General features: G+C 58.4%; 15 protein-coding genes. All 15 read right to left on the reverse strand.

Going from position 1 to position 12,991, the window contains the following annotated elements; all coding sequences use genetic code 11:
- Positions 1 to 14: 14 nt before the first annotated feature.
- On the reverse strand, positions 15 to 1,148 hold the full coding sequence (locus tag B2696_RS00360; RefSeq protein ID WP_286953377.1) for a peptide ABC transporter substrate-binding protein: 1,134 nt from the start codon (positions 1,146 to 1,148) through the stop codon (positions 15 to 17).
- A gap of 35 nt (positions 1,149 to 1,183) precedes the next feature.
- Complete coding sequence (locus B2696_RS00365; RefSeq protein ID WP_286953183.1) at positions 1,184 to 2,605, reverse strand: cation:dicarboxylate symporter family transporter; 1,422 nt, start codon at positions 2,603 to 2,605, stop codon at positions 1,184 to 1,186.
- A 264-nt stretch (positions 2,606 to 2,869) separates the two neighbouring features.
- Entirely contained in the window at positions 2,870 to 3,772 is a 903-nt protein-coding gene (locus B2696_RS00370) for a tetratricopeptide repeat protein (protein ID WP_286953186.1), read from the reverse strand.
- Positions 3,773 to 4,081 (reverse strand): thiamine-binding protein, encoded by a 309-nt coding sequence (locus B2696_RS00375; protein ID WP_286953188.1) that lies wholly within the window; start codon positions 4,079 to 4,081, stop codon positions 3,773 to 3,775.
- A gap of 10 nt (positions 4,082 to 4,091) precedes the next feature.
- A complete protein-coding gene (locus B2696_RS00380; RefSeq protein WP_075729629.1) occupies positions 4,092 to 4,376 on the reverse strand; it encodes a hypothetical protein in 285 nt (94 codons plus the stop codon).
- A complete protein-coding gene (nucS, locus tag B2696_RS00385) occupies positions 4,376 to 5,068 on the reverse strand; it encodes an endonuclease NucS (RefSeq protein ID WP_286953189.1) in 693 nt (230 codons plus the stop codon). Before nucS ends, B2696_RS00380 begins: the two co-directional genes overlap by 1 nt.
- Positions 5,069 to 5,092: 24 nt before the next feature.
- Complete coding sequence (locus B2696_RS00390) at positions 5,093 to 5,566, reverse strand: DUF2550 domain-containing protein (protein ID WP_075729627.1); 474 nt, start codon at positions 5,564 to 5,566, stop codon at positions 5,093 to 5,095.
- Between the two features lie 243 nt (positions 5,567 to 5,809).
- The gene (locus tag B2696_RS00395) at positions 5,810 to 6,178 is read right to left on the reverse strand and encodes a F0F1 ATP synthase subunit epsilon (RefSeq protein ID WP_075729626.1); all 369 of its coding nucleotides are present in this window, start codon (positions 6,176 to 6,178) and stop codon (positions 5,810 to 5,812) included.
- Positions 6,179 to 6,188: 10 nt separating this feature from the next.
- The gene (atpD, locus tag B2696_RS00400) at positions 6,189 to 7,634 is read right to left on the reverse strand and encodes a F0F1 ATP synthase subunit beta (protein ID WP_075729625.1); all 1,446 of its coding nucleotides are present in this window, start codon (positions 7,632 to 7,634) and stop codon (positions 6,189 to 6,191) included.
- 3 nt (positions 7,635 to 7,637) lie between these two features.
- Positions 7,638 to 8,639, reverse strand: coding sequence for a F0F1 ATP synthase subunit gamma (locus B2696_RS00405; protein ID WP_286953194.1), 1,002 nt, complete (start codon positions 8,637 to 8,639; stop codon positions 7,638 to 7,640).
- 59 nt (positions 8,640 to 8,698) lie between these two features.
- Positions 8,699 to 10,339 carry a F0F1 ATP synthase subunit alpha gene (gene atpA / locus B2696_RS00410; RefSeq protein WP_075729623.1) on the reverse strand — a complete coding sequence of 547 codons (1,641 nt, stop codon included), beginning with the start codon at positions 10,337 to 10,339 and terminating at the stop codon, positions 8,699 to 8,701.
- A 62-nt stretch (positions 10,340 to 10,401) separates the two neighbouring features.
- A complete protein-coding gene (locus B2696_RS00415; RefSeq protein ID WP_286953197.1) occupies positions 10,402 to 11,217 on the reverse strand; it encodes a F0F1 ATP synthase subunit delta in 816 nt (271 codons plus the stop codon).
- A 6-nt stretch (positions 11,218 to 11,223) separates the two neighbouring features.
- The gene (locus B2696_RS00420; protein ID WP_286953199.1) at positions 11,224 to 11,793 is read right to left on the reverse strand and encodes a F0F1 ATP synthase subunit B; all 570 of its coding nucleotides are present in this window, start codon (positions 11,791 to 11,793) and stop codon (positions 11,224 to 11,226) included.
- Between the two features lie 45 nt (positions 11,794 to 11,838).
- Positions 11,839 to 12,078: an ATP synthase F0 subunit C gene (locus B2696_RS00425; RefSeq protein WP_276623458.1), complete on the reverse strand. Its 240-nt coding sequence runs from the start codon at positions 12,076 to 12,078 to the stop codon at positions 11,839 to 11,841.
- Between the two features lie 102 nt (positions 12,079 to 12,180).
- Positions 12,181 to 12,981 carry a F0F1 ATP synthase subunit A gene (atpB, locus tag B2696_RS00430; RefSeq protein ID WP_286953201.1) on the reverse strand — a complete coding sequence of 267 codons (801 nt, stop codon included), beginning with the start codon at positions 12,979 to 12,981 and terminating at the stop codon, positions 12,181 to 12,183.
- Between the last annotated feature and the right edge of the window lie 10 nt (positions 12,982 to 12,991).

Consider the following 12,991-nt stretch of genomic DNA (forward strand, 5'->3'; position numbering starts at 1 on the left):
CTACTACTGTCCGTCTACTGTTTGGTGATGTTGTAGTAGACGGGCAGGGACTTCCAACTAAACTCCACGTTGTCGACGTTTTCAGACCAGCCGCCCACCACGTTGGGATAGAAGAGCGGGATGGCGGGTAGGTCACGCAAGAGCAGCTCTTGAGCTTGGTTATAGAGGCGGGCTGCCTGCGCGGCGTCTTGCGCGCCATTGGCCTCCACGATGAGTCGGTCGAACTCGGGGTTGGCGTACTTAGAGTCATTCGAAGCGACTCCGGTGGTGAAGTTCGGGCCCAAGAAGTTGCCCATCGAGGGATAGTCCGCCAGCCATGCAGTTCGATACGCACCGTCCATGCGCTCGGTTCGATACGCGTCGCGGAAGGACTTGAAGTCTGGGAAGGGATTTCCTATGGCCTGGATGCCCAGCGTATTGCTGATGTTATTGGCCACTGCATCGGCCCAGTCCTTGTTGTCCCCGTCGACGTTGTAGTTTATTGGGAACTCGCCCGCGAAAGCACCGTAGGTCTCATCCGCTTCCTGCCACAAGCGCTGTGCCTCACTCGGATTGAAGTCGAGGTTCTCGGAGCCGGGCAGGTTGGGGTCGTAGCCTTCTAGCACCGGAGACGTGAACTCACGCGCTGGAGTGCGAGTGCCGTTGAAGATAGTTTCCGCGATCGCCGGGCGATCAATGGCCATTGACAGCGCCTTGCGGCGAATCTTGCCCTCTTCCCCGCTAAAGTGCGGGGTCTCCTCATGAATAGACATCTCCAGGTACGTGGCAGCCGGCTTGGTTTCCGAGCGGGTACCGAGGTCTTGCTGGTAGGAGCCGAAGGAGGCCGAGGGAATTGCCTCTAAGACATCAAGGTTATTGGCCAGAAGATCCATGTAGGCGGCATCTGTATCAGAGTAGAAGACATATTCTAGGCCCTCATTTTGGGCCACGCGCTCCCCGCCGTACTCCGGATTAGGCTCAATCTTGAGCGAGCGGTTATGGTCCCAGCTTACGATCTTGTACGGACCGTTGGACACAGGAGTCTCGCCAAAGCCGTCCATGTCCTCTAGTGCTGCGGGCGGGAGGGGGAAGTAAGCGTTGTATCCCAGCCGAGTGGGGAAATCAGACTCTGGCTGAGTTAGCTCGATGCTAAACGTGCGATCATCAATGACTTTACTTAATTATGACTTGGGTTACCCCCGGACTACTTTTGGTAGTTGTCCAGGTCAATCTGCGGGGTGGGCTGCAGCTCGGCGGTGGCTGGGTTCTTGACCGTGGGATTAGACATCTCAACGGTGTTATCAGCCTCGCTCTCGACGTAAGGGAGCTCGCCGTTAAGAACGGAATGCACACGCGGCATGTCGATGGTGTGGGTCCAACGACCCACGAGCACGGTGGCCAGGGCATTGCCCGCGAAGTTGGTAAGCGCACGTGCCTCAGACATGAAGCGGTCGATACCGACGATGACACCAACGCCGTCGAGAAGCTCGGGGCGGTGCGATTGCAGACCAGCCGCCAGCGTGGCCAGGCCTGCGCCAGAGACACCTGCCGCACCCTTGGAGGCGATGATCATGAACACGAGCAAGGAGACCTGCTCCGGCAGGGACATCGGCATGTTCATCGCGTCGGAGATGAAGATGGCGGACAAGGTCAGGTAGATAGCCGTACCATCCAGGTTGAAGGAATAGCCGGTGGGGACAACGATGCCGACGGTCGGCTTGTCGACGCCGAGGTGCTCCATCTTGCGCATCAAGTTGGGCAAAGCCGACTCGGAAGAGGAGGTTGCGACGATGAGCAGGAACTCGCGGCCCAGGTACTTGCACAGTTTCCACATGCTGATTCCACCCAAGAAGCGAGCGATGAGACCCAGCACCACGAACACGAAGAGGAAGCAGGTGATGTAGAAGGCGAGCATCAGCACGGCTAGGGACTTAACAGCCCCGAAGCCGGTGGCGCCGACGACGCCGGCAATGGCACCGAAAGCACCAATCGGAGCGATCCACAGGATCATGCTCAGGATCTTGAAGGTCAGACGCTGGAAGTGGGCGATGCCGCGGAGAATCGGCTCACCGTGCTTGCCCAGTGCCTGCACAGCGAAGCCGGAGAGCAGGGCCACGAAGAGCACCTGCAGGACGGAACCAGAGGTAAAGGCGGAGAAGAAAGTATCCGGGATGATGCCCTGGATGAAACCGGAGAGGCCATGAGCCCCTTCTTCTGCCTGAGCGACGTACTTGTCAGCTTCGCCCGCAGTGGCATGAATATTCAGGCCGGTGCCCGGCTCAATAATGTTGCCAACCAGCAGACCCACGCCGAGGGCGAAGGTCGACATGACAATGAAGTAGGTTAGGGCGATACCGCCCGCGCGACCAACGGAGGCAGCGGCGCGAACGGAGCCGATGCCCAGCACGATGGTACAGAAGATGACTGGGGCGATGATCATCTTGATCAGGCTGACGAACATGGTTCCGACGATCTTGAAACCCGCTGCTACGTCAGGTGCGACCAGGCCGAATACAATGCCGGAGAAAACCGCGATGATGACTGCGATATAGAGCCAGTGCGTGCGGTCCTTCTTTGGTTTCTTAGACGGGGCGATCTTTGGCCCGTCAGAAGACAGAGTGGACATGGAGAAATCCCCTTTTCAAAAAGTGAGCTGGCTACCAGGCGGGCGCGGGTCACAGGACAATAGGATTGCTAAGTGAAGCGGCTCACAGGCCGGGTATAGGGGGAAAATATACCACTGCACATTGATAGAAAAAATCTCATTGCCGCAGGGGCTAAACCCAAATTAACCCCGGGGTACGCCACGGGGTTAATTTAAGGAGGGAATTAAATGGGCATATATGGGTCAGCAGCCACCATTCCTCCTCCATTTTGGGGAATTAAGTATTTAATACAGGGCACTAGCCAGATCTGTACGAGCCTGAAGTACACGCGGGTCCGAGCCCTCAAAAAGAGTGAAAAGCTCCAGCAGCCGTTCTTTCAAAGCCTGTTTCTCAGCACCGGCGCTGCGAGAAATAGCCCCGATGAGACGTGAGAAAGCCTTCTCTGCAACGCCAGCAGCTACCTCGGCATCGGCAGCGAGCAGCTGCTTTTCCGTATCGGCCTGGTCAGAATCTGCGGCGGCGATGGGATCTGCGCCGTTGCTGCCCGCTGCCAAACGCTTGAGCACGACTGCCATTGCGCGGGCCTTTTTAACCTCGCCGTTGGAGGGTTCTGCGGCAAGGATCTTGTCATAAGAGGCAATAGCCGCACCGAAATCGCCACGGTTGAGCTCATCCTCGGCGGCCACCAAGCGCGGATCGGCCTCTTCTGGGGCTTCTTCCTGCGAGGACTCCTGCGGCAAGCCTTTTAACTGAGGACCGAGTTTGGCTACTAGAGCCTGAGTCCACTGCTCCAATGCCGCGACCGGCTGACCGCCCTCGAAGTTGGTGACCGGCTGCCCTGCGGCGAGAGCGACCGTTGTTGGAAGGTTGCGCACGCCAAATACCTGTGCAACTTGGGGCACAGCATCAGCGTCAACATAAGCCACGATGAAGGAATGGTTGCCTTTTGCAGCCAGCGCCGAGAAGTCCGCTTTAAGTTGCTCCGATGCTGGCGAGCGCGGGGAACCAATAAGCACGACAACGGGCACCTGCGCCGAGCGCCGGACGACCTCTGCCTCGAAGTTCTCCGGGGTTACCTCAACAAAGGAAGCTACCGCTGGAGCGCTATCTTCGCGGTGTTCCGCGCGCTCTTTCAGCGCCCCCAAATCAAGAGCACCGTTGACGAAAGGGGAACGTGGATTCGTCATCTAAGAGTTCTCCCCCAAGCGGCGGTTTACGGCCTCGACCTTCTGGGTAAGCTGCCCGGTCACGCCCTCCCGAATATCTGCCTTAATAACTAAGGAAGTTCGCGGAGAAACCGCGCGCACAGCATCGGTGGCCTTCTTAATCACGCCGAATACCTCATCCCACTCTCCTTCGATGAGAGTGAACATGGCATTGGTCTCATTGGGAAGACCCGAGGCACGGACAACGCGCACAGCCTCGGCCACAGCCGCAGACATCTCTGCGGAGTCATTATCAACAACCGTGGGGGCAACAGAAAATGCAACAATCATGAGGCCTATCCTACCTTCGCTCCCAACAGTGGCGGTGCCAGTGCCGCCGGTCTTCACCCTGCCGGCCGGTATCGCGTGGCCAGGCCACTACATGCGCCACCCCGGGCGGAATATTTTGGTTACATCCGGGGCAGACGTAGAACTTCGTTGCCCGTGCCGAGCCGATCTGTCGCACCACATAGGTCTCACCGTGAGTCCAGCTTGGACCTTCCACGCTTTGGGAGCCGAAGAAAGATGTTCCATCCGGCGGCAAATAGCGCGGCTGACTCCTCTGCCTCCGATTGCGGCGCGGCATTAGAACAACCGCAGCTCATTGGACTCAATGCCGCGCAGATCCTGATAGTCCAAGATGACGCAGCGAATCCCTCGATCTTCGGCCAAGGTTCGCGCCTGGGGCTTAATCTCCTGGGCGGCGAAAACCCCCTGTACCGGCTTGAGCAACTCGTCCCGATTGAGCAACTCAAGGTAGCGCGTAAGCTGCTCTACCCCATCGATGCCGCCACGGCGCTTGACCTCAATGGCAACAAACTTCTTATCGGCATCACGAGCCATAATATCGACGGGCCCGATGGCCGTGGGATACTCTCGACGCACCAACGTATAGCCCTTACCAATGGTGTCGATGTGTTCTGCCAACAATGCCTGCAGGTGAGCTTCTACCCCGTCCTTGACCAGGCCGGGGTCCTCTCCCAACTCGACCGAAATGTCCTGGTGAATCTGCGACACCGTGATGCGCAGCTGCTCGCCCTTGGGGCTTTCGACTAACCACAGCTCGTCCCCGGTGTCCTCACCATCAATGTCCGTGATTGGGCTCTGCTCGAGCGTGCAGGGTGGGGTCATCCAGTTCAGCGGCTTATACGCCCGGTCATCGGCGTGGATCGACACAGAACCATCCGCCTTGATGAGGATGAGGCGATCCGCAACGGGCAAGTGAGCATCGAGACGACCGACATAATCTACAGTACAACGGGCAACTACTAAACGCATGCCCTCTACCCTAGCGGTTGCGAACTATTGCTTGGGATAGCGGGTAGCGCGGCTGCGCAGGCGCTCGAAGTCACGCTTCTCTTGCCTGCGCGAAGGCGCCGATTCGATCCACGCGGTCAAGGCAAGAATGCCGTGTTGATCTGAAGCGAACTCGTACTCGCGTTCCCCGGCACGAAAGTGCAGAACCTCGGTGGCCTCGGGCATAAAAGAAGCCTCGTCGTCATCCAACTTGCGGTTACCAAGAAGTTCGACGTCGAGGCGGTCTAATACGAGATCTGCGGTGGGCCATACGGAGCGAAGCTTATAAAACTTTACGGACTCCCCGATATATCGCAGCATGCCGTGGCGCCAAGAATGAGAATCCTTGGCTGGCATCTTCCGCAGAAGTACGGAAGTGCCGCGCGAGCGCAGACGGAAGAAGCGAAAGGCCGCGAGGAGACCCAACGTCACACAGGCGATGACGAGAAGCCAAAAAATGACCGTAAACAAAGCATCCACTGATGGATCTCCATTCTTGCCACAAACTCACGGGGTCGCTGAAACAATAAGAGAAGTCTAGCGTCTTGCCCCGTGATTTGCCCAATTCCAGCCTCCGGCACTAACGAGACAACGCCCCATAGAAGCCAGGAAGCAATCCCAAAGAAAACAAGAAACCGCACCGACCTCGCAAAGCAAGGTGGTGCGGTTGAGAGCGGGAAGGGCGGTCATTGCTGCCCCTACTCCCCTTATCCTAGGGCTCGGTTAAGCCTGCGCGCGCCGAAGGGCACGCAACGCGGCCTCGGCTCGGGAACGGGTCACCTCGTCCTCGGACTTGAGATCTTCGGTGGCACGGGCCTCGTCGATCTCGGTAGACCAGATTGCCCAGTCTGCGAGCACGGTGATCTTCTTCTGGGATACGGAGAGGAAGCCACCCTGTACGGCGGCGACCAAGCGGTCACCGTCGACGGGGCGAATGGTCACTACGCCGTTATCGATCAACTGACCGATAACTGGCTCGTGTCCAGGAAGCACGCCGATCTCACCCTCGGTGGTCTCAGCCGTGACCATGGTGGCCTGTCCAGACCACAGCATGCGCTCGACGGCAACCAGTTCAGCGGTGATGTCAGCCATGTCGCACTCCCTACTTCTCGGTCAGCTTCTTGTACGCTGCTTCGACGTCGTCCAAGCCACCCAGGCCGTTGAAGGCCTGCTCTGGGTAGTGGTCGAACTCGCCGTTGCAAATGCGCTCGAAAGCCTCGATCGTATCGGTCAAAGGAACGTAGGAACCCGGCAGGCCGGTGAACTTCTCCGCAACGAAGAAGTTCTGTCCCAAGAAACGCTCCAGACGACGTGCACGCTGCACGGTGATCTTGTCTTCCTCAGAGAGCTCATCCATGCCCAGAATTGCGATGATGTCTTGCAATTCCTTGTTCTTCTGCAGGATGCCGATAACGCGCTGGGCGATATCGTAGTGACGCTGGCCAACGATTGACGGCTCGAGGATACGAGAGGTCGAGGACAGCGGGTTCACCGCGGGGTAAATACCCTTGGAGGCGATAGCGCGGTCCAGCTCGGTGGTGGCATCGAGGTGGGCGAAGGTCGTAGCAGGTGCCGGGTCGGTGTAGTCATCGGCCGGCACATAAACGGCCTGCAGCGAGGTAATGGAACGACCCTTGGTGGAGGTAATCCGCTCCTGCAGCACGCCCATCTCATCAGCCAGGGTGGGCTGGTAGCCCACGGCGGAAGGCATGCGGCCCAGAAGGGTCGATACCTCAGAGCCGGCCTGGGTGAAACGGAAGATGTTGTCGATGAACAGCAGCACGTCCTGGTGCTGAACATCGCGGAAGTACTCCGCCATGGTCAGACCGGACAGAGCCACGCGCATACGAACTCCTGGCGGCTCATCCATCTGGCCGAAGACCAAGGCGGTGTCTTGCAACACGCCCATCTCTTCCATTTCCAGGTGGAGGTCGGTGCCCTCACGGGTACGCTCGCCGACGCCGGCGAACACGGAGGTTCCGGAGAACTCGCGAGCAATACGGGTAATCATCTCCTGGATGAGAACCGTCTTGCCCACACCGGCGCCGCCGAAGAGGCCAATCTTTCCGCCCTTGACATACGGGGTCAGAAGGTCGATGACCTTGATGCCGGTCTCGAGGATTTCGGTCTTGCCCTCAAGCTCGTCGAAAGCCGGGGGCTCGCGGTGGATTCCCCACTGCTCACCGTCACGGCCCAAGCCGGGCTGGTCGAGGCAATCGCCCAAGGCGTTAAAGACGTGGCCCTTGACTACGTCTCCGACTGGGACGGAAATCGGCTTGCCGGTATCACTCACTGCGGCGCCGCGGACGAGTCCGTCGGTCGGTGCCATGGAGATGGTACGGACAAGGTTGTCACCGAGGTGCTGAGCAACCTCAAGGGTGACGGTCTTTGCAACAGCCTCGAGAGAAATCTCGACGGTCAGTGCGTTATACAGTGCCGGCAGTCCGCCGCGCGGGAATTCCACGTCGACGACCGGACCGATGACACGCACCACACGGCCGGCGACAGCCGACGACTGTGTGTTCTGCTCTTGCAGAGCTGAAGTCATAATCTAGTCACTTTCTGCGCTTTCGGCGAGCGCACCAGCGCCACCGACGATCTCTGTAATTTCCTGGGTAATCTGTGCCTGACGTGCCTGGTTGGCCACGCGGGAAAGGTCCTTGACCAATTCCGTCGCGTTATCAGTCGCAGACTTCATAGCAGTACGGCGTGCAGCGGACTCGGCGGCCGAAGCCTCCAAGAACATTTCAAACAGCAGGCGGGAGACATACTGAGGAAGCAGCGCTTCCATCAGGGTATCTGCGTCCGGTTCGAAGTCGTAATCAGGGGTGAGCTGATCTGCCGACTCGGCGTCGGAAAGCGCGGAATCCCCAAGTTGGTATTCCCCGTTCTCGATGACGGGCACAACCGGCAACAACTGCTGGGCGCGCGCGGTCTGAGTCAACATGTTCTCAAACTCGGTGTAGACAACGTGAACGGAATCGAAGCCGCGGACAACCGCGTTCGAATCCCCTCCGTTGGCCTCCGTGTTGAGTCCCGGACGTGCCTTGGCGGTCCCATGGGAACCCGCAACGAAGCCGTCGATCATGTGACGACGGACATCGTGGGTGGACTCCCACGAGGGATTCTGCGAAAAGCCTTCCCAGCTTCCCGCCACCTCGGCCTCGCGGAACTTGTAGAAGCCGACGCCCTTGCTGCCAGTAACGTAGCGGACTACGTCGAATCCTTCCTGCCGGAGCAGTGCCTCGAGCTCAGCCGCCTTCTTGAAGACGTTGTTGTTGTAGCCACCGCACATTCCGCGGTCAGAAGAGACCACGAGAATGGCAGCGACCTTGCCGTCAACACGCTCGCGCAGCATAGAGTGATCCAGCGAGCTCACGGCAGCGAGCCGGTTGAGCACGTTAGCAAGCTCGTGTGCATAAGGCTGTGAAGCCTCCACACGGGCCTGGGCCTTAGTAATGCGCGAGGTAGCGATGAGCTCCTGTGCTTTGGTGATCTTCTTGGTGGAATTGACGGACCGGATGCGGTCGCGCAGTTCACGAAGATTAGCCATAGTGTTCGTTCCTCCCTTCTTGGTATCTAGACGGTTTACTCTGAGAGCTCGACGGAGCCCTAGTTGGCCGTCTTACGGGAGACGCTGAGCTCGGTCTTCTTCACTTCATCCGCGTTGAGGGGATCAACCGGCGCCTCGGTGCCGATGTTGTGTCCCTCGGTGGTGCGGAAGCTAGGAGTGAAGTCCTTCGCTGCCGAGACCAAGGTTTCCTTGGACTCGTCGGTCAAGGCTTTGCCGCCAGCAATCTGCGCGAATACTTCCGGAGCGTGCTGGTTGAGGTACTCGTGAACCTCGACCTCAAAGCGGCGAACGTCTTCAACGGGAACGACGTCGAAGATGCCCTGGTCAGCGAGGAAGATGGAAACCATCTGGTACTCGACCGGCTGCGGGGAGGACTCGGCCTGCTTGAGCAGCTCAACGAGGCGAGCGCCGCGCTCGAGCTGTGCCTTGGAGGCCGCATCCAGGTCCGATGCGAAGGCGGCGAAGGCCTGCAGGTCGCGGTATGCCGCGAGATCCAGACGCAGGTTACCTGCCACCTTCTTCATGCCCTTGGTCTGGGCAGCGCCACCGACGCGGGACACGGAGACACCGACGTTAATTGCCGGACGGACGCCCTGGTTGAACAGGTCGGACTCCAGGAAGACCTGGCCGTCAGTAATGGAAATAACGTTGGTCGGGATGAAGGCCGAAACGTCGTTGGCCTTCGTCTCGATGATCGGCAATGCGGTCATGGAACCGGCACCCATGTCATCGGAAAGCTTCGCTGCGCGCTCGAGCAAACGAGAGTGCAGGTAGAAGACGTCACCCGGGTAAGCCTCGCGCCCTGGCGGACGGCGAAGCAGAAGGGAGATCGCACGGTAGGCCTCGGCCTGCTTGGTGAGATCATCATAAATAATCAGGACGTGCTCGCCCTGGTACATCCAGTGCTGGCCCAGGGCCGCACCCGAGAAGGGGGCGAGCCACTTAAAGCCTGCGGAATCAGAGGCCGGAGCGGCAACGATGGTGGTATACTCCAGCGCACCGTGCTGCTCAAGGGTGTGGCGCACACCAGCGATGGTGGTGCCCTTCTGGCCGATAGCGACGTAGATACAACGTACCTGCTTGTCCTTATCGCCAGACTCCCAGTTTGCCTTCTGGTTCAAAATGGTGTCGATGCAGACCGCGGTCTTGCCGGTCTTACGGTCACCAATGATCAGCTGACGCTGACCGCGACCGATCGGGGTCATGGCGTCGATAGCCTTGATACCCGTCTGCATCGGCTCTTCCACCGGCTGACGCTGCAACACGGAAGGTGCCTGCAGCTCGAGGACGCGTTCCTCTTCAGCGGCGATGGGACCCAAGCCGTCAATCGGCTGGCCCAATGGGTTGATTACGCGGCCGAGGAATTCCTCGCCCACGGGAATGGAAAGGACCTCGCCGGTCCTCTTGACCTCGTCGCCCTCCTTGAGGGACTCGAAGTTACCCAGCACCACGACGCCAATCGAGTTGGTGTCCAGGTTCTGAGCAACGCCGATGAGGCCGCCTGGGAACTCGAGCAGCTCATTCGCCATAACGGATGGCAGGCCAGAAACCTGCGCAATACCGTCAGCTGCCGAAATTACCGCGCCGACCTCCTCACGGGAGGCCTCCGCGGAGTAGCTCGAGGTGTAGTTCGCAATCGCGCTACGAATCTCATCGGAGGAGATCGTCAGCTCCGCCATGTTCTTCCTGCTCTCGGTAGTATCTTCCAGCAATTACTTGTTTTCACTTCTGTCGTCTTGGTCTATGCCATCTGGGCCCGCAGGCGGGCAATCTTGCCTGCCGTCGAACCGTCAATAACTTCGTCACCAACGCGGATGCGCACACCACCGAGGAGGCTGGTGTCAACCTCAGCATGGATGGACATCGCACGACCATAAATCTTGCCCAGCTTCTCGGCGAGCACTGCCTGCTGGCCTTCGTTCAGCTCTCCAGCAGATGTCACGCGCGCAATTTCGCGCCCCTGCAGCGCTGCTGCGGAGTCAGACAAAGCGGAGACATCATCGATGGGGTTGCGCTCGGGGCGTCCGATTGCCTGAAGCGCGAGCGCCTCAGTAAACATCGTGACCTTCCCGTAGAGCACGTTTGCCAGCAATCCGCGCTTGTGTGCGGAAGGAGCAGTGTAATCCGAAAGCAACTGGGTCAGCTCAGCCTCGCGGTCCAGGATCTGGGCGAGACGGTAAAGCTCGTCCTCGACCTGGCCCAGCTGGCCTTGGGACTCGGCTCCGCGCAACAAAGCACGACGTCCGAGGGTGACAAGGCCGTTGACCAAGTCGCGACCGGTGGACCAATGCTCAGAAACTGCGGCCTCGATCACCTGTGCGGCGACCGGAGAAACCTTGTCTCCAAATAGATCCATTGCCAGCTTCTTGCGGGTCTCGGCCGAGGCGGCGACGTTATTAAGATCGACGCGCAATTCGCGCTCGCCGTCTAGAACGTCGACGACCTCAAAAAGGTCGAGGCCTGCCTGTGCAGCAGTCGCAACAGCGTTGTCGCCGGCTAGGATCTCATCCAGGCGGGTTTCGACGTGTGCGAGAGCTTCGCGGCTAGCTGCCTTCATAGTTGCCTACTTTCCGGCCGGTGCCACAGAGTCGAGCTCGGACAGGAAGTTATCAATGGTCGAGGACTGCTTGGTAGCGGAGGAAAGTTCCCCGCCCAGCAGCTTCTCCGCCAGATTGATGGAGTTCTGTCCGATGTCAGAACGCAGCTCGGAGATAACCTGCGTGCGGGAAGCCTCTAGCTGCTTCTCACCCGCGGCCACGATGCGACGTGACTCTTCCTCAGCCTGGCTCTTAGCCTCGGCCTCGATCTGCTTGCCGCGCTCGCGCGCCTGCTCACGGATCTCAGCGGCCTCAGCTCGTGCATCAGCAAGCTGTGCGTTGTACTTCTCAAGAGCAGCCTTGGCTTCAGCCTGTGAGGCCTCAGCGCGCTTCATGCCGCCCTCGATCCGGTCCTCGCGCTCCTGGAGCAACTTGTTGTACGCCGGAAGAACAAACTTCCAGAACAACAACAAGATGGCAACGAAACAGATCAAAGACCAGAAGATGTCATAGTTCTTGGGCAGGAGGACGGAGAAGCTGCCATTACCTGGCAAGCTCTCCTCCCCCTCCGCAAGGAGGTAAAAGACGTTGTTCATGTGGTCTCCAGTCTTAAAAGGTTGGTTTAGGAAAACGCGAACTTTTTAGAACAGGAAGCCTGCAACGAGGCCGATAAGCGCAAGTGCCTCGGTGAAGGCAATACCCAAGAACATGGTGGTGCGCAGCTGGCCGGCCATCTCGGGCTGGCGAGCCATAGCCTCTACGGTCTTACCGGCGACGATGCCGATACCGATACCAGGGCCGATTGCGGCGAGGCCGTAACCGATGGTGCCCAAGCCCGTGATGTTAGAGGCGGCGTCTTGAGCCAAAATGATTTCGTTCATGGTGAAAGTCGTTCCCTTTCGTGTTTCCCGGCCTTAATCCCTAAGGCCGAGGAGGTAGTTTTGTGAAGTTTAGAATTCTCGGTCGCGCTCGTCGACCTCGTCCTAATGCGAATCCGCGTGGAGGGACAATTCGATGTACACCGAAGTCAGCAGGGCAAAAATGTATGCCTGCAGGAAAATAACGATGATTTCGAACAAACTGAAGGCAATGCCCAGGATGATGGTGACACCTGAGAGAGCCGTCCAGCCGTTGAGCTGCCAGAAGAAGAAGTTCGAGGCAGAAAACAGCAGAACCAGAATGATATGTCCGGCCAGGAAGTTCGCCATAAGACGAATGGCAAGGGTAACAGGCCGCAAAATGAAGGTTGAGAAGAACTCAATCGGGATGACCAAGAAGTGAAGCGCCGGAGGGAGGTTTGGAATAACCACCGAGGACTTCAGGAACTTGCCGAACCCATAGCGCTTTGCACCGGCATAAATCATGACGATATATGCCACCGCGGCAAGTACTATAGGCATACCGATACGACCATTAGCGGAGACGTTTAGCCCCGGAATAATGGTCGATACATTCATAAAGAGAACTGCGAAGAAGATGGCAGCGATAATCGGAAGAAACCGCTTCGCCTCCTTCTTCCCCAAAATGTCTTCGGCGATGTAAATGCGAACGAAGTCGACCGCATTTTCACCGACGTTTTGCAGACCCTTGGGAACCAGCTTGGGGTTCTTAAAGGCCAACATAAAAAGAACCACCAATACCAGCGTCATCAAGATGCGCACCAGCATTAGGCGATCAAGCGCGAACCATCCGCCGGCGAAGTCGCCGAAGAACAGGTGGTTGGCATCAATTTGCCCCGGGAAGAATTCCTCACCCAGATTGGGCGCGTGAAACTGCCCTTTCATGGCCAATGTT

It is taken from the genome of Corynebacterium sp. UBA4397 (assembly GCF_002390965.1).
In the GTDB taxonomy this organism is placed as follows: Bacteria; Actinomycetota; Actinomycetes; order Mycobacteriales; family Mycobacteriaceae; genus Corynebacterium; species Corynebacterium flavescens.

Bases quoted from the DNA above. Each gene is read 5' to 3' on its own strand.
- B2696_RS00365 (WP_286953183.1), bottom strand. From the start codon at position 2,605: ATGTCCACTCTGTCTTCTGACGGGCCAAAGATCGCCCCGTCTAAGAAA.
- B2696_RS00370 (WP_286953186.1), bottom strand. From the start codon at position 3,772: ATGACGAATCCACGTTCCCCTTTCGTCAACGGTGCTCTTGATTTGGGG.
- B2696_RS00375 (WP_286953188.1), bottom strand. From the start codon at position 4,081: ATGATTGTTGCATTTTCTGTTGCCCCCACGGTTGTTGATAATGACTCC.
- B2696_RS00380 (WP_075729629.1), bottom strand. From the start codon at position 4,376: ATGCCGCGCCGCAATCGGAGGCAGAGGAGTCAGCCGCGCTATTTGCCG.
- nucS (WP_286953189.1), bottom strand. From the start codon at position 5,068: ATGCGTTTAGTAGTTGCCCGTTGTACTGTAGATTATGTCGGTCGTCTC.
- B2696_RS00395 (WP_075729626.1), bottom strand. From the start codon at position 6,178: ATGGCTGACATCACCGCTGAACTGGTTGCCGTCGAGCGCATGCTGTGG.
- atpD (WP_075729625.1), bottom strand. From the start codon at position 7,634: ATGACTTCAGCTCTGCAAGAGCAGAACACACAGTCGTCGGCTGTCGCC.
- B2696_RS00405 (WP_286953194.1), bottom strand. From the start codon at position 8,639: ATGGCTAATCTTCGTGAACTGCGCGACCGCATCCGGTCCGTCAATTCC.
- atpA (WP_075729623.1), bottom strand. From the start codon at position 10,339: ATGGCGGAGCTGACGATCTCCTCCGATGAGATTCGTAGCGCGATTGCG.
- B2696_RS00415 (WP_286953197.1), bottom strand. From the start codon at position 11,217: ATGAAGGCAGCTAGCCGCGAAGCTCTCGCACACGTCGAAACCCGCCTG.
- B2696_RS00420 (WP_286953199.1), bottom strand. From the start codon at position 11,793: ATGAACAACGTCTTTTACCTCCTTGCGGAGGGGGAGGAGAGCTTGCCA.
- B2696_RS00425 (WP_276623458.1), bottom strand. From the start codon at position 12,078: ATGAACGAAATCATTTTGGCTCAAGACGCCGCCTCTAACATCACGGGC.
- atpB (WP_286953201.1), bottom strand. From the start codon at position 12,981: ATGAAAGGGCAGTTTCACGCGCCCAATCTGGGTGAGGAATTCTTCCCG.